Genomic DNA, 16,370 nt, shown 5'->3' on the forward strand with positions numbered 1-16,370 from the left:
TTGGAAGAAAATGACCTGAAAAAATTAAAGCAAATTAATCTTGAGATTATAAAATACTTTGACAAATTTTGTAGAGAGAATAACATCAACTATTGGATGGATGGTGGCACTCTATTAGGAGCTGTTAGACATAAAGGATTTATACCTTGGGATGATGATATTGATATTGGTATGTTAAGAAACGATTATAATAAATTTTTGGAAAAGTATAACGAAGAAAATGAATTTTTTGTTTTTCAAAGTTTAGAGAATGATTCCAATTATCCTCATGCATTTGGAAAATTTGGATTAAAAGGATCAGTTCTTTTAGAAAAAGATACGCCTTCAGAATTTAAACAAAAAATATCAATAGATATATTTCCTTTTGATAATGCACCTAATAATTTATTATCTAGAAAAATTCAAAAATTTTGTACAAAATACGTTAAAATATTAATTTATAAAAAAAGTGGATATAAATTTAGTTTTGAAAAAAAAGGAATTATAGGTTCTTTATTTGGACAATTGCTTCTTTTCTTCAGTAGGATTTTTAGTAAAAAGGTTTTAATTAAACTTCTTAATTATTCTTCTCAAAAATATAATGCAAAAAAAACAAATTTTGTTTTTTCAGTTGGAACAAATTACACTTATGAAGATAAGTTATTTCCGTATGAAGTTGTTTCTGAATTAACTGAATTACCATTCGAGAATATAATGTTATTTGGTCCAAAAGATTGGGATTTCTATTTAAAACAAATGCTCAACGACTATATGTCATTACCTCCAATTGAAAAACAAGTTACTCATCATGAATTTATTAAATTAGATTTTGGAGAAAATTTTGGGAAAATCTTGGAAAAGGTTGAAGAGGAGAATTATGAAGAAATTTATTCATAATGTTTTTTATCAAGGAATATATCAATTGGTGCTGGTTATTTTACCAGTAATAACAATTCCTATTGTTTCAAGGGCTCTCGGACCAGAAGGCTTAGGTTTATATAATTATATTAATTCTGTCATGAGCTATTTTTTATTGGTAGCTGGTTTTGGTATAGCAAATTATGGTGTTAGAGAAATAGCAAGAGTAAGAGATAATAAAATGAAGCTATCGAAGGTTTTCTTTGAACTGGAAATTTTTAATGGTTTAATTGGATTATTTATTTTATTAATATATTTATTTTTTTCATTTTTTATGGAAAATTCCAAATTATTTTTTATTCAGTCTTTAGTAATAATTGGTACTATTTTTGATATATCATGGTTTTTTAATGGCTTAGAGGAATTTAAGAGCATATCATTGAGTACTTTGTTTATTAAACTAATTAGTTTTTTTCTCATTTATCTATTTATTCAGGATGAAAAAGATTTGATCCTTTATTTTATAATTCAATCTGTATCTATTCTTTCTTCACAAATCATATTATGGTGTTTCTTGAGAAAAAGAATTGTTTTTGTAAAAGTCACTGTTCAAGGTTGTTTGTCTCATTTCAAGCCATCAATAAGTTATTTTATTTCAAAAATAGCTATTACTTTGTACACCAATATGAATAAAACCCTTTTAGGGTTGCTGGTAAGTATTAGTGCTGTTGGGTTTTATTCAAATGGATATTCTTTGATTTTTGTAATATCTAGTTTATTGGGAACGGTCGACATGGTTCTTTTACCTAAAATGAGTAATATGTTGATAAATGGTAAAGAAAAAGATATGGCAAATATTTTGTATAAATCACTACATATAGAAATGTTTCTATATGTAGGTTCTATGTTTGGTTTATTAACGATTTCTAGTAAATTGATACCATGGTTTTTTGGAAATGATTTTTTAGAAATGACGAATATTCTAAGGCTTTTTTCTCTTATTATATTAGTAAAACCTTTAGGTGTAGCAATACTAAGACAATATTTAATTCCATTAGATAAAATGAAAACTTATAACTATTCTGTAATTATTGGCGCAGTAGTTAATTGTGGATTTACTATTTGTACATATTCTCAATTAGGTGTTTATTCTGCTGTTATAGGGACGATATTAGCAGAATTTTTTGTAACATTTATAAGAATAATTGAATTGTATAAAGAGACTAGTTTTAGATTTGATAAAAAAATTATTTTTTCATATTTTTTTTCTGGCGGAATAATGTTTTTAGTAACATCATTACTAAGCAGAAACCTTTCCGCATCAATTTTTACAACTATTTCACAGATTATTATTGGTTTGTCAATTTATTTAATTGTTACATTTATTTTAAAAGTAAACCCATTTTTAAAGTTTATAATGAAAGGTTGATTTGACATATGGAAAATCTAAATTCAAGTAAAGAAAAGAAAATTATTGGATATACTACAGGTGTTTTTGATATGTTTCATATTGGTCATTTGAATATAATTAAACATGCAAAGAAAAATTGTGATTTTCTTATAGTAGGAGTCACAACTGATGACTTGGTAAGCTATAAAAATACAAAGGCAATTATACCTTTTGAGGAAAGGTTTCAAATTATCCAATCAATAGAATACGTTGATCTTGCAGTACCACAAGACAATATGGATAAAATGGTTGCTTGGGAAAAATATAAATTTGATAAAATGTTTGTTGGTAGTGATTGGAAAGGGACTGAAAAATGGAATTCATTAGAAGAATCTTTTAAAAAAGTGGGAACGGAGATTCAATATTTTCCTTATACTGAAGGAACATCGTCTTCAAAGTTAAAAACTGCTTTAGCAACACTTATAAATTTAGGAGCGCAAAATGGTTTTGATGAACCTTAATATAGTTTGTAAATATTGAATGAGCATAAATTTTATTAAATGTTTCTTTATAAGTCTTTTATATTGGTAATATATATATTATATATTAAACCTTTTATTCTTGATGGTTCTTTTTAACTATCAAGTAAAATTTACAGGTCGCAATTAAGAAATTATTTATATGGCATGCAATTTCACTTGAATATAGTTAAAACGACAAAAATTCTTTATTGTGTGTATTATTAAGGCAATCAATTTAATCTGAATTAATTGAGATTTCTACCAAAACGTTGAAAGGTTATCGACTTATACTTATGAAAAAAATAATCGATTTGTTTATTGTCTTCTTCTTTTTATGCAATATCTTTTTAGTAACTATTACGGGTCAATCAGTAGGAGTAAATTTATCATTTTTAATCTTACTTCTAATTATTGTCATTGGATTAATTCGAGAAATGAACGCTAATATAATTAGAATAAGTTTATTTATTTATTTGTTTGGTTATTTTTTTATGTTTTTAGCACCATTGATGCAATTAAATCATGGTAGATTTCCAAATCTAATTAATTTTGATAATACTCTTCTATTAAAAGGAAATACAATAATAATTATATTTTATCTTTTTTATTTAGTTTTTGATATTTTGCTCTCTAAGCGCAAAGAAAATAATAGTTTTAAAAAATTTCAATTAAGTTACTCAAGTAAAATTAGAGAGATATACTATATTATAGCAATATTATTTAGTTTAGTTTCTTTTGTGATGTTTAGATGGGAATATTTTGCCTCAAGAACAACCTACTCTGAATTAATTACCAATGGTTCATTGTTCTCTATTTTATTTAGTGGATCAAAAGGAATAGTGACAGCATCTTTTATAATGGAGATTGATCATTTCAAAAAAAATCGAAATAACATTATTAGACTTTTTATAGCTTCAGTACTTATGGTCTATAACGTAAATCCATTTAATGTTAGCCGATATTATATAAGCTATGTTTTAATATTATTATGTTTAGTTTTCTTTCAGAAGAAGATTAGAGTCAATTACATGATAATTCTTTTAATTGTCGGGTTGGTTTTTATATTTCCGTTACTGAATTTCTTTAGACACGGTTTTAATCAAATCAATTTTAATGATTTTTTCGATTTAGTTAAGACTCAATTTGTATCGCTCCATTTTGATAGTTATTCTCAGTTACTTGCTGATATAAAGTATATTGATTCCTTTGGTTATTCCTATGGTTTACAATTTTTATCTGTACTCTTATTTTTTGTTCCAAGAAGTATATTCCCAGGTAAATTTGAAGGATCTGGAGCTGTGATTGGGCAATTTTTAAATCAATATACGGACTTTTATTACATCGCTGCTGGTTTTTCCAATGTCTCAAATCCATTTATTGGAGAGATATTTTTAAATTTTGGAATTATTGGTATTTTAATAGCACCAATAATTCTAGTTTTATTTCTCAATTTTTTAAATAATAAGCATTACTTTATATATCTAATAATTTGCTCATATAGTATTTTTATCATGCGGGGAGATTTAATGTCATCTTTTGCATATTGTGTTGGTACAATAGTATTTTTAGCTTTAATACCCAAATTAAGAGTTGTATTTAATGATTAGCCACTAATTGAAGATGGGAAGAAAAGTTGAGCACTTGGAGAGTATCACCTACTATAAAAAGTCCTTGCATTTTAGCGTTAAACTTTAATTCTAAATCAATATTGTTTTTTATTTAAATTATATGATTTTTTTTGAATTTCCCTTTTATGTCAGTTTGTCAATAAGGACGTATGGAAAATTACAATTATGTAATAGAATTGTAACTAAACACAACTTTCCCGATTTGATATACTCAAAATCAGGTTATTGGTACTTAGATTATAGGTTATTTGCCAAATGATGTTTTTTTAGTCAAATCGATTAGGGAAAGTGTAAGCGTGCCTTAGGATAATATCTCGTGCAATGATTATCGTTCTTTAATAATTGAATTATCAAATAGATAAAGAGAAGTAAATCGTGAATCAAAAAAGAAATTGTACCGGATCAATTTTCAAGTACGCCGCAATAACCGCAAACTTACACAGAGCGCAAACTGGCTTGCCGAAACGAATTGAAAGATAAAGAGATGTTTATTTTTTATTTAATGAATATATATCTTTTGTTTAACTTGTTAAAAGACTTGAATGCCAGTGTTCATTGATACAATTGCATTAAACATATTTTTATTGGATGCGGAAAAAGATCTTACAAAAGGAATTGACGGACTAGCAGCTTTCATCATAAAAATGTGACCTTGATTTTTACGATGATCAAGCGCTTTTCCTATTTTGCTGTACAAAGAAAGACCGCTTTAGGTCTCTTTACTGGGATCTGGATGGATTTGTAGTAATGTAAAAAATGTTAGTAAGTACCTTCAGTGTTCGCGTTCAAAAAAAGAAGTCTTAGAATTAAATTCGTTCCTTTTGTAGCGATTGTTGATTGGACTTTCAACCGAAGAAAATTTAAGCTAAAAGAAACGAAAAAAATGCTATATGTTAGGACTTATGTCACAGCCCCTTGAATAAACGTGAATGGCTATATGATGAAGACTTTTGCAGGGCAATCTTCATCATATTAGAGTGCGGAAAAACGGTTGAAATTTATAATGTTAGCGCCCATGAAGAAATTGATAATCTTACTTTAGTTAAGAAGTTATGTCACTTATGCTCATATGATGAACGCATGATTGAATTCGTTGAAGATCGATTAGGTCATGATTATCGTTATGCCATGCAAACATCAAAGATAGAATCACTTGGCTGGAAACCAAAAACAAACCTAGAAAAAGGTTTAATTAAAACTGTAAAGTGGTACTCTGAAGACAAACGGTTGGAAAGTTGAAATAGCATATAAGATCATGACTTTCATTGGATAATCCTTCATGGCTTACATCTCAAACTTCCGCCAATCAAACAAATAAATCACCCCGATTGCTTTAAACGTCAAATAGACAAAATGACCATAATTATGGCCAATCAGATGTAACGCATCAGCGGAAGCTCCTTTATTCGACCAAAGAGTAAAACCTAATATAATGGCTAAGATCAACAGACCTTTTCCTAATGCAAAGACAATTGTTTTTGCAGGGAGGGGTCTTTTTTTTGTGAGGAAAAAGCCGAATAAAAGGACAAAGTTAACTAGTAACAAAAAGTGTGCAGCAGCTGTCCATAGGGTCATTGTTCCTGTAGGTGTTAAGAACTCGGTGAAAACGCAAGCGACGATTGCAGTCAAATTTAGCAAGTATAGAGGAAGGTGAAAGGTTGGTTTCTTTTCGTCACTCATTCTTTCTGGTTCGTCTGCTGCTTGTTCTGGTTTTAGCAGTGACTCTAAATCGATTTGGTAGAGATCACTTAATTTGATCAAGGTGTCGATGTCTGGGGTACTTCGGTTGTTTTCCCAATTTGAGATCGTTTGTCTAGTAACAAATAATTTTTCGGAAACTTCTTGTTGAGTGAGTCCTAATTTCAAGCGACTCTCTTTTATTTTTTCAGCTATAGTCATTTCAATGCTCCTTCTGACCTATCCTATCATAAAGCGGTTCAAAGAAACAATTGTAAAGCTCGAGTTAACGAAAAAATGCACAAGATATTTTCTTTGTTTACATAAGATTAAATTAAAATGAGTTTCCTTCAGATATTCCTAAAAAAATTTCTGGAATTACTCGATTTTTTTTCAGTGAATCCTTCACCTGTAATAAGTAACAATTGTCATATATGAACTGATAAATGTTCAAAGATGGCACATATTGAGAGTAGAAGATAGACTTGCTCGAATCATTCGAAAAAAGAAAGTCACGATTAAGTAAAAAATAATTTGCTTTTTTGAAAATGAAACCATTGATAAAACAAGGATGCAAAGAAGATTTGCGCTGATTTGCACTGGGTTTGCTTGAAGGTAAGGGTACTTGAATTATAAAATTCTGAAGAGGTGATGCAATGCGATGACAAGTGAATTAAGTATACAAACGATCAATGGTATTTCATGTGTCCTCATAAAAAATTTTTGATAGGAGTGGATGATACGCTAAATAAAAAATTGTTTGTAAATTAAAAATTAATAAATTATAATGATTTTTAGGCGTAAAAAAAGTTTGGATAAAAAGGTTTTAATTTTGAAAAAGAAGGTTAAGGTGAAAGTTTGTGAAAAAGAAGTTTAAATATATTCTATCTTTAGTAATCTTATTAAGTGCTGCGGTGGTAACGCCAGCATTTCAGGTAGTGGCGGAAAGCCAAGTGTTTTCAGAATCTCCGCAGGTGGATCAGGAAGAAGTGAAAACTGTACAATCTGATGATACGAATGCTTCTGCGGATGCTAGACAAGCTACCTCTCAAGTAGAAAATCATACGCTAACAACAACGACCTCATCGAGTGTGGATGTTAAGAACGAACAAACACAAGCAAGTAGTGACAGTAAAGAAGCCATCAGCGGATCAGAAAATAAAAAAGAATCTGTTGTAGGCACTGTAAATAATGTCCCTTCTTCTGTTGATCCGTCTTCTGCAAGAGCGGCCAATGCGCAACTGACGGTTCAAGTTTTAGATAGTAATTCAAACCAGCCAATCCAAGGCGCTTATTTCACATTGACTTCCTCGACATCTGGTGAAGTGACGTTGTTAGTCACGGACAGTTCAGGAAAGGTAACGATTCAGGTTCCTTCAGGAGGCTACTTTATTAAGCAAGTGGGTACAACGAATCAAAGATTGAACTACGCATTTACATCGATTGGAAATTCTATCAATTTGCAAGCAGGAGAAACCAAAACATTGGCACTTTATGAGCGTCAAATTGTAGGCGAGTATGCTTTTGGAGATAGCCCCGATACGATTCATATTCCTGTAAACAGTAACTTCGATTTCTCAACACAGGCATTAGGGATCGAGGCGTTTAAGTTAAATTTTAGCGGCAACATAGAAAAAAGTATTTCTGACTCACAGATCTTTCCGTACTACACAAATGTTGATCCGAGCAAACCGGGGACTTACTTAGCAATTTTTATGGCTAGACAAGCCTCATATAGTGTATATACAACACATGTAGTCAATGTCATTGTTGACCCGGAGCAGGTGGGAGAGGTAACTGTCAGATATCTTGATACTCAAGGGCAAGAAATCCATGAAACGAAGACTTTATCTGGTACCATTGGCGCTTCATATGATGCTAGTACGGATGAGTATAAGTTATCAATTGACGGTTACACCCTAGACGAAAGTCAATTGCCAAAAAACAGTAAAGGCGTATTTAGTGAAACAGCACAAACAATCACTTACATCTATAAAAAAAATCCGATACCAGCAGCGGATGTCACGATCGAGTATGTAGATAGAGAAGGCAACGAAATCCACGCTAGCCAAACGATCAGTGGAAACGTAGGCGACTCTTACGATGCCAGCACAGAAAAATACCAACTAACAATCGAAGACTACACTTTAGACGAAAGCCGGTTGCCAGAAAATCTTAAAGGTATATTTAGCGAAACAGCACAAACCGTCACCTATATCTACACAAAAAATCCCGTACCAGCAGCGGATGTCAAAGTGGAGTACGTGGATACAGAAGGCAACGAAATTCACGCTACCCAAACGATTAGCGGGAATGTTGGCGACTCTTACGATGCTAGTACAGATCAATATAAACTATCAATCGATGGCTATACACTAGATGAAAGCCAATTACCAGAAAACAGTAAGGGTGTGTTTGGAGAAACAGCGCAAACCGTTACCTATATTTACACAAAAAATCGACGGCTACATAGTAGACGAAAGTCGGCTGCCGCAAAATGCCAAAGGCACATTTGGTAAGGAAGAGGCAACTGTGACGTATGTTTATACAAAAGAAAACGTAGCAACGGCCGTTATTTCTGATAAAAAAGAAAAAGAACCAACGGCGACTGTTGTTTCGAAAAAAAGCGCTTCTGCACAAAGATTGCCGCAAACCGATGAACAGGGGACGTTGTTCCCGTTTGTAGTTGGTTTGTTCTTTATCGCCACGGCAAGCTGGCTTTATTTCAAAAAGCGTAAATAGTGATTAAGTAAGCCTTTGGAGAAAGGCGGTACTAACTATCAAAAAGGACAGCTAGGCTTCAGCTGTCCTTTTTGTTGCTTATTTACCTAAAAATGAAATGAATCCCAGAGAGTCATAGAGAAAATGGCAGATCCAGCTGACCCATACGCTATTGGATTTTTTCCAAACGTAGTTGAGTGCCAATCTGGCAGGCATCAAGGTGATCAATAATTGGGCTGGATGAAAGCCGTACGCTGGGATGTGCCATAAAGCGAATAGCACACTGCAAATGATGGATGACCAGGCAAATGAAAGGCCTCTTTTCTGCAACGCCAACAAGAGGTTGGTACTTAGCAATTCTTCTCCCATCAGCATAAACGGAACTTGCAAAAAGACCATTTGGACAGTGATGGTTTCGCTGATCGAGTTGGTTGTTGGTTGTCCAAAAATAGCGGCATAAACAAAGGAAAAGAACACGCCAGTCAAAATGACGAGAGGGACACCCCACAATAAAACGGTAAACCGAAAATGTTTGAACTGCTCCAAAAAGGTTGCTCGTAAGAGAAAATACCCTGCGCTAAATGCGAAGACCAGATTCCAGATGGTACCGACGATCGATAACACGGAATCGTTTAGTGGGGTATATGGAAGTAATTGATAGGTTAACCCAATGATTAAGGTAAGAACGAATAAATAAACTGCTGATTTGTGTTTCATTTTGAACACATCCTTCATAGTAATTGCCACATGCTGAATTATAAACAGAAAAAACATCAAAGTACAAAAAGATATCTCTCATTATTTTTAAACAAAAAGAAAAAGCAGTGAACACGATATCATACTTGGCAGAAGTGGTTTTCTTAAAAGCAGAATAAAGGATTTCTAAGAACAATTCCCAAAATTTGTGAACAAAAAGAGAAGTTTATAAGAATCTCTGTAACACTGTTGAAATATTATTACGCTTATGTTACATTTTGTTTACGTTATTATGTTTGAGGGAGAATGTTTATGAAGAAATCAAGCAATGATTCAAATAATTCACAACATAGAGAAGCGACTTCTGAAAAACAAGCACCTATTTCGAGGGTCGAATCACATCAAAAGCAAACAACGGGAACGACAAGACGCACGCCAACCGCCAATCGTCAAGTTTCTAAAAAGAAGCCAACTCATCGCAAATATCTCTTTTCATTGATGACGCTGCTGACAATCGTCATTATCGCCACTGGCGGCTATATCGCTTTTACTTTGAAGCAGCAAGAAGCATTGGCACGCGAAAAATATGAAGCTGCCGCGCAAAAGCTATTAGCATCCATCCAAGAAGAACAAGCCAAAGAGGGAATTCCCGCAAAACTTGAAACATTGTCTGATGGGGGCAAAAAAGAATTGATTTTCCGACCAAAAGAAGAAAGTGCCATCCCTGTAAAGGATGCAAGTCAGAAATTATCGACCATGGCGAACAAGCTATGCAAAAAGCACGCCGACAAAGAGACCGTTACGATCGCTCGGATTCAAGCACAAGCAGTTGCATCAAAAGTGTCAACCTATTCCTTAAAAGCGGACAGCTATGTTTGGAATCGGGAGACTGGGCGGTTTGAAGATGCGGATAGCGTGGTTGCCGATCCAATTTTTATTTCCGAGAAAACCGGCAATGAATTATCCTTGAAAGACTTGGTTCCAGATGAAGGCAGCTTGCTAGGAATCCAGCAAGTGATTCAACAAAAGCTTTTGGATCAAGCCAAAGAACCGACTAAAATCATTGATGCCGTCTTGGGGATGGACCGAATCACCTATGATTCAAAATTTACTTATGATCCTGAAAAAATAACGCTCCAGTTGCTGCAAAATCAAACAGGTGTATCCGAGATCACTTTGGCTTACAAAGAGATTGCGCCCTTTATTGATCCAGAGCTTGTCAATGCGGATCAATTGAAAGAGCAACAAGCGATGTTAGACGAAAACAAAAAATATGTTGCGTTGACTTTTGATGATGGACCAAATGATACTTCGACATTGGATCTCTTAAAAATCTTGAAAGATAATGATGTGAAGGCAACGTTCTTTGAATTGGGCCAGATGGTGGATCGATACCCTGAGGTCGCGAAAAAAGTCCATGAGGAAGGGCATGAAATTGCCAGTCACTCCTATTCTCATCCCCAATTAAATACGTTGTCGCCAGAGGAGGTCAAAGCGGAAATAACCAAAACGGACAAAGCCATCTATCAGGCGACAGGGGTCTTGCCTAAGAATTTGCGCCCGCCATATGGGGCGATCGATCAACAAAGCGCCCAAGCGGCAGGAAAATCGATCATTCAATGGAGTGTTGATACCGAGGATTGGAAGCTAAAAGATCCGAACAAGATTTTGAAGGTCGTCCAAAACAATGTTTACGATGGATCGATTATTTTGCTACATGATATTCATCCGAAATCTGTTCAAGCCGTACCGGGCATCATCAAAGCACTCAAAGCGCAAGGCTATGAATTTGTGACGGTCGATCAATTGCTCAATGGCAGCCAAAAACCAATGTATCAATACTTTGGTGCAACAGATGAACGCAGTGTTAGCTAATAGCTGAAAAAGGAAGTGATGGCAATCATCGCTTCCTTTTTTTTATTATTGACTTTAGTCAGTTTCGTTCGCGTAGCGTACGAAACTGACTAAAGTCAATAATAAAGAAAGCATTGCCGATCCAGCAAATGGAAGGCAATGCTTTTTGTCGTTTATTGTATCCATTGATTCGACGGGTAAGCCGATCAGCGGTTATGGTCGCACGATTGATCAAAAGGACAAAGAGAAGGTGAAAAAAAGCAGCATCAACGATGCCACTCCATGATGTTTTCGATTTCATTGGTATCAGAATCCACTTGTTCAGAAACGATGGTAAAGCCATGTTTGAGATAAAACGCAATAGCAGCTGTATTTTTTTGGTAGACGTTCAGAGTCAGCTTCTCGTGTTCTGCTTATACTTTTTGTAAAAGCTGCTTGCCAATGCCGTGGGCACGATAGTCTTTCAAAACGAAAATACCAGCGATATACTCATCCAACATCCCGATGAAGCCGACAGGCTGATCATCCACCGAATAGGTGTAGATAAGGGCATCAGCAAAGGCTTTTTTCACAAAGTCATAGTTATCTTGCCAATGGGCAGCTGAGATAAAGTCATGGGCATCCAAATTGCTTTGCAGCCAAATCTGGGTGATAGTTTCTAATTCAGAATCGGTAAATGTGGTCACTTGTTGTATCATGAGAACCTCCGTTTTTTAATCCAGTATAGCATAGGTTCACTGCTGATTACTGCAAATCGCGGCATTTTCATAGGCAATCGGACAGGAGATGAACCGATTGATAAGTAACGAAGGTTAAATGGCGAAGAAAAGCAATCTTTTTCGTTGAAATATTCTAACAACTTTGTTTCAGCTAGATGTCAATTTCTTGCAGCCAGATGTTATTTGTGTGAAAACAGCCCCAAGAGTGAAATCTTTCGGTATGCTAGAGAAAGCGATATGACACATCTAGTTAAGGAGAAAAAATGAAAAAGACACTTTTGGTTGCAAGTTCACTTGTTTTGCTGACGCTGCCTGTCGTGACGGTATCCGCAGACAGCTTTGATCAGAAGATCCAGCAGCAAAATGAAAAAATCAATGACATAAAAAATGAATCCACCTCATTAGAATCACTGAAACGATCAACAGAGGCAGAGATTCAATCGATTGAAGGAGAAATCCAAGCAATCCTACAAAAGAAAACGACGACGGAAGAAGAAGTCAATGCCTTGGCACAAGAAATCCAAGTCCTTGAAGAGAAAATCATCAAGCGCACAGAAGTACTGGCGAATCAAGCGCGTGACATTCAAACGTCGGAACCTTCCAATCGTTTGTTCCAAAAAATCGTTGATGCGGAGTCTATCGGAGAAGCTATTCAACGGGCGATCGCTTCAGTAACGATCATGAATGCCAGCAATAGCATTGTCGAACAACAGCAAGAAGATATTGCAACAAGCCAGAAATTGGAAAAAGAGTTGCAGGAACAATTGGTTGCAATCGAAGAGCAGTCAAACGCATTGCAAGGAAAACAAGCGGAATTAGCTGATGTCAAGTTGAATCAAGAAGTTGCACTAGCCGACCTTGCCTTGGCGTTGAACACCGAAGAAGAGAAAAAAGACCAATTGGAAGCAGACAAAGCAGAAGCACAACGGCAAAAAGAAGCAGCATTGAAGCAACTGGCTGAGCAAGAAGCACAAGAAGCAAAAGCGCGCAAAGAAGCAGAAGAAGCAGCAAAACGTCAGCAAGCAGCAGAAGCCAAGTCAGCTGAAACCGCCGAAAGTCCTGCCGTTCAACAAGCAGCAGTGGCAGCAGCCCAGCCGAAGACGGAAGCCGCAGTGGCGCCAGAAACATCGGTGTCGTCAGAAAAAACTGCAGCTACGCCTGCACCTGTGCAGCAAGCAGCTGAGCCAAAGGAACAAGCAAGTACAGGTGGATGGCAAATGCCAGTCGATTCGGTTCATATTTCGAGTCGTTTTGGGTATCGAACAGATCCAACAGGTGCATCAGGAAATCAACATAATGGCATCGACTTTACTGGGGGGACAGGAACGCCGATCTATGCGATCCAAGCAGGCGAAGTCGTTGAAGCGGGCTATGGTCCGTCAACTGGTAACTATGTGATCATCAAACATGCCAATGGCGTTTACAGCTACTACATGCACTTTAGTACGCTGCCAGCTGTTTCGGTCGGACAAAGCGTCTCAGCTAGACAATATGTTGGCGGTATGGGAACGACTGGGAATTCAACTGGCGTCCATCTACATTTAGGGATGTCAACAAGCTTATGGTCAGGATTCTTTGATCCGGCGCCAGAATTAGGCTTATAATAGTCAGAAAAACCGCAGAAGCGAACAGGCTTCTGCGGTTTTTTGGTTGCTCTTCTTTTACAAAGTCTCGATTGGCTCAGCGCCAAAAACGGGTCATCTCCGCTTTGTCTTTCAGGTTGAAAGCGATCATGTCCTCAATCAATGCTTGATCGATCGGCTCAGTCCACTTGATGCGAAAAATGTTATCCGTATGGCTGTAACCGGCGTTTTCAATGGCATCGGCAAACTGTTCAAGACACTTGGTTTCAGGGGAGACAGAAAAATGCGGTTTTGAAACGCTGAAACCGATAATAAAGGTCTCATGGGCGGTGAACATCGGCTGATTCCACTTGATGACTGGAACGAGGTCAGGAAATTTCTTGGTAATAGCGGCAAATAAGGCACGCAGTTTTTCTTGCTTTACTGGATCTTCAATGCTGGTTAAGTAAGTTTCTAATACATCCATTGGGAGGATCTCCTTTCGTTTTAAGGAACGAGTACAGGGAATGTCGATCACTAAAAATAACGCGTGCTCGAAATCAAACATTTTGTTACTTAGAGTGTACTGTAAAGTTAGCAAGTTTACAAACCTGTTGCCTTGTTTGGGGGATAAAGCCTTCAGGAACAAACACTGTTTGCAAAAACGAATGCTAAAAATAACTTTTTTCTACTCGAACAAAAGCCAAGAGTCAGGAACATTCCCTCGTTATCCTGCAAGGTTCCTTGCGATTCACTTAACTTTTCAGAAATAACGAATGAAAAGGCAGATTATTTTCAGAGAACACTTTCTAAAAGAAATCGGTTGCATTCAACAAGAATTCTGCTAGAATATAACTTGTTCGAACAAGTTGTTGAGCGAAAGCAAAACGAAAGGAGGAGGACTTGTGACCAAAAGGAAACCGGTAACCCAAGCAGCCAAGAAAGAATATGCAAACAAAAGTATGCGGTTTAATCGTTTTTTACTTTTTCGTTATATGACTGCGATCTTTTTCTTTGTCAATCTTTATTGGGCCCTATTGAGTCTGTCTCAATGGACATGGGCTGGTTTGATTCCCATTGCCTTATTGATCGTTGATGGACTTATACTTATTGAACAAACTCAAAAATATTGGCAGCAATCGAATCGTTTACTGGTGACAAAGATCGGTTATTGGCTCCAATTCGGCGTCAATCTCATTGCAATTTTTGGTATTTTGATCGGGCAGCAAGCAACGTTGATTCCTTTTATGAATCAATCGGGTAGAGGGATCTTACTTGCCTTGTTTTCTGTCGGCATGATGGCGTGTTTGTTCATTCAGCGTAAAGCGTGGATGATCGAGCATGACCGCGACAAATATTTCACGTATTTGACTACATTTGAAACTCAAGGAGGAACAGTCAATGGATTCAGAAAATAACAAAATGTTTGCCTTCTTGGACCGCTACTTAATGGGTCCAATGGGGAAAATCTCACAATTACGGATCGTTCGTGGGGTCATGGCAGCCGGGATGGCGTCGATTCCTTTCACTATCGTAGGATCAATGTTCTTGATCATCAGCGTTTTGCCACAAAGTTTTCCTGTATTAGAGGGTATTTGGAGTGCGTCATTCGATAAAATCCAAAATCTTTACATGTTAGGTAATACCGCAACAATGGGGATTTTAGCACTTTACTTCTGTGTCGTGTTTGGTTACGAGTACACGAAAATCCAAGCGCAAGAAGAGAAAATCGTTCTTAGCCCAGTCAATGGAGCATTACTTTCTATGATGGCGTTCTTTATGTGCTTGCCACAATTAGTTTTTGAAGGCGGTATGGCAACACTAGTCAATGTGATTTCTGATGACCAAAAAATCATCGATGGCTGGGAAATGGCTGGCGGCGTTACTCGTTTAGGAACAACTGGGATCTTTACAGCGATTATCATGGCGATCATTGCCGTAAAAATTTATGCGTTCTGTGTGAAACGCAATATTGTCATTAAAATGCCTGACACAGTGCCAACAGGAGTATCTTCCTCTTTTACGGCATTGATTCCAACGGCACTGACTTCATTAGCTGTGATCGTTATCAATGGTGCATTAGTCGCAATGGGCACAGATATTTTCAAAGTCATTGCGATTCCGTTTAGTTTCGTGACGCAATTGACCAGTACCTGGATCGGACTGATTGTTATCTACTTCTTCATGCATGCACTATGGATCGTCGGTATTCATGGGGCAACGATCGTGACCTCATTCTTGACGCCAATCGTGTTGTCAAATATGGTGGAAAACCAAAATGGTGCCAACATTGCCTTTGCGGGTGAATTTAACAACAGTTTTGTTACGATCGGTGGTTCAGGAGCGACGTTAGGAATGGTGATTTTCATCGCCTTCTTTGCAAAATCAGCGCAGTTAAGTGCTTTAGGAAAAGCAGCGATCGTGCCATCCTTCTTCAATATCAATGAACCGATTTTATTCGGGATGCCAGTGGTATACAACCCGTACACAGCGATCCCATTCTTCTTAGCACCAATGGCTTCAATGTCCGTTGCTTATTTTGGCATCAACTTAGGCTTTGTTAACCCACCGATTGCTCAAGTAGCGTGGCCGACCCCAATTGGATTATCTGGCTTTATTGGTTCAGGTGGTGACTGGCGTGCCTTTGTCTTAGCAATCATCTGTGCAGTCGTTGCTTTCTTGATTTGGTTCCCATTCATCAAAATGTATGATGGCAAATTATACAAGGACGAACAAGCAAACGCAACGAAGGCATAATCAATCTG

15 protein-coding genes and 1 pseudogene are annotated in these 16,370 nt (G+C 36.3%); 11 read left to right on the forward strand and 5 right to left on the reverse strand.

All coding sequences use genetic code 11. The features are described from left to right. The 5 genes from QN079_RS05680 to QN079_RS05700 all read left to right on the forward strand — a co-directional run bounded on the left by QN079_RS05680 (position 1) and on the right by QN079_RS05700 (position 5,615). Positions 1-876, forward strand: a complete 876-nt coding sequence (locus tag QN079_RS05680) for a LicD family protein (protein WP_289230504.1) — start codon at positions 1-3, stop codon at positions 874-876. Then, positions 857-2,266 carry an oligosaccharide flippase family protein gene (locus QN079_RS05685; RefSeq protein ID WP_289230505.1) on the forward strand — a complete coding sequence of 470 codons (1,410 nt, stop codon included), beginning with the start codon at positions 857-859 and terminating at the stop codon, positions 2,264-2,266. Before QN079_RS05680 ends, QN079_RS05685 begins: the two co-directional genes overlap by 20 nt. 8 nt (positions 2,267-2,274) lie before the next feature. Then, positions 2,275-2,748: an FAD synthase family protein gene (locus QN079_RS05690; protein ID WP_289230506.1), complete on the forward strand. Its 474-nt coding sequence runs from the start codon at positions 2,275-2,277 to the stop codon at positions 2,746-2,748. 293 nt (positions 2,749-3,041) lie between these two features. Then, on the forward strand, positions 3,042-4,355 hold the full coding sequence (locus tag QN079_RS05695) for an O-antigen polysaccharide polymerase Wzy (protein ID WP_289230507.1): 1,314 nt from the start codon (positions 3,042-3,044) through the stop codon (positions 4,353-4,355). 936 nt (positions 4,356-5,291) lie between these two features. Continuing rightward, positions 5,292-5,615, forward strand: coding sequence for a GDP-mannose 4,6-dehydratase (locus QN079_RS05700; RefSeq protein ID WP_289230508.1), 324 nt, complete (start codon positions 5,292-5,294; stop codon positions 5,613-5,615). Between the two features lie 45 nt (positions 5,616-5,660). Here QN079_RS05700 and QN079_RS05705 read toward each other — a convergent pair whose 3' ends face one another. After that, positions 5,661-6,275, reverse strand: coding sequence for a helix-turn-helix domain-containing protein (locus QN079_RS05705; protein ID WP_289230509.1), 615 nt, complete (start codon positions 6,273-6,275; stop codon positions 5,661-5,663). Positions 6,276-7,042: 767 nt separating this feature from the next. Between QN079_RS05705 and QN079_RS05710 the strand changes: the two genes are divergently transcribed. Together QN079_RS05710 and QN079_RS16665 are read left to right on the forward strand one after the other, a co-directional pair. Continuing rightward, complete coding sequence (locus QN079_RS05710) at positions 7,043-8,572, forward strand: MucBP domain-containing protein (protein ID WP_502875147.1); 1,530 nt, start codon at positions 7,043-7,045, stop codon at positions 8,570-8,572. After that, a complete protein-coding gene (locus QN079_RS16665) occupies positions 8,463-8,795 on the forward strand; it encodes a MucBP domain-containing protein (protein WP_502875148.1) in 333 nt (110 codons plus the stop codon). Before QN079_RS05710 ends, QN079_RS16665 begins: the two co-directional genes overlap by 110 nt. Positions 8,796-8,873: 78 nt before the next feature. Here the strand turns inward: QN079_RS16665 and QN079_RS05715 are convergent, their stop codons facing one another. Then, positions 8,874-9,548 (reverse strand): CPBP family intramembrane glutamic endopeptidase, encoded by a 675-nt coding sequence (locus QN079_RS05715; RefSeq protein ID WP_289230510.1) that lies wholly within the window; start codon positions 9,546-9,548, stop codon positions 8,874-8,876. Between the two features lie 234 nt (positions 9,549-9,782). On the opposite strand from QN079_RS05715, the gene QN079_RS05720 reads away from it, so the two are divergent. Beyond that, positions 9,783-11,345: a polysaccharide deacetylase family protein gene (locus tag QN079_RS05720; RefSeq protein WP_289230511.1), complete on the forward strand. Its 1,563-nt coding sequence runs from the start codon at positions 9,783-9,785 to the stop codon at positions 11,343-11,345. 58 nt (positions 11,346-11,403) lie between these two features. Here the strand turns inward: QN079_RS05720 and QN079_RS05725 are convergent, their stop codons facing one another. Further along, positions 11,404-11,625 carry a hypothetical protein gene (locus QN079_RS05725; protein WP_289230512.1) on the reverse strand — a complete coding sequence of 74 codons (222 nt, stop codon included), beginning with the start codon at positions 11,623-11,625 and terminating at the stop codon, positions 11,404-11,406. After that, positions 11,591-12,022, reverse strand: a pseudogene (locus QN079_RS05730) (GNAT family N-acetyltransferase). Before QN079_RS05730 ends, QN079_RS05725 begins: the two are co-directional and overlap by 35 nt. Positions 12,023-12,306: 284 nt before the next feature. Between QN079_RS05730 and QN079_RS05735 the strand changes: the two are divergent. After that, positions 12,307-13,647, forward strand: a complete 1,341-nt coding sequence (locus tag QN079_RS05735; protein WP_015509418.1) for a peptidoglycan DD-metalloendopeptidase family protein — start codon at positions 12,307-12,309, stop codon at positions 13,645-13,647. Between the two features lie 76 nt (positions 13,648-13,723). Here QN079_RS05735 and QN079_RS05740 read toward each other — a convergent pair whose 3' ends face one another. Further along, on the reverse strand, positions 13,724-14,092 hold the full coding sequence (locus QN079_RS05740; protein ID WP_005225664.1) for an iron chaperone: 369 nt from the start codon (positions 14,090-14,092) through the stop codon (positions 13,724-13,726). A 418-nt stretch (positions 14,093-14,510) separates the two neighbouring features. Here QN079_RS05740 and QN079_RS05745 point away from each other — a divergent pair, with 418 nt between their 5' ends. Together QN079_RS05745 and celB are read left to right on the forward strand one after the other, a co-directional pair. Further along, positions 14,511-15,023: a hypothetical protein gene (locus QN079_RS05745; protein WP_289230514.1), complete on the forward strand. Its 513-nt coding sequence runs from the start codon at positions 14,511-14,513 to the stop codon at positions 15,021-15,023. Further along, positions 15,007-16,362, forward strand: coding sequence for a PTS cellobiose transporter subunit IIC (gene celB, locus QN079_RS05750; protein ID WP_289230515.1), 1,356 nt, complete (start codon positions 15,007-15,009; stop codon positions 16,360-16,362). Before QN079_RS05745 ends, celB begins: the two co-directional genes overlap by 17 nt. Positions 16,363-16,370: the final 8 nt, after the last annotated feature.

The sequence above is a fragment of the Enterococcus sp. FZMF genome (assembly GCF_030263915.1).
Lineage (GTDB): Bacteria > Bacillota > Bacilli > Lactobacillales > Enterococcaceae > Enterococcus_D > Enterococcus_D casseliflavus.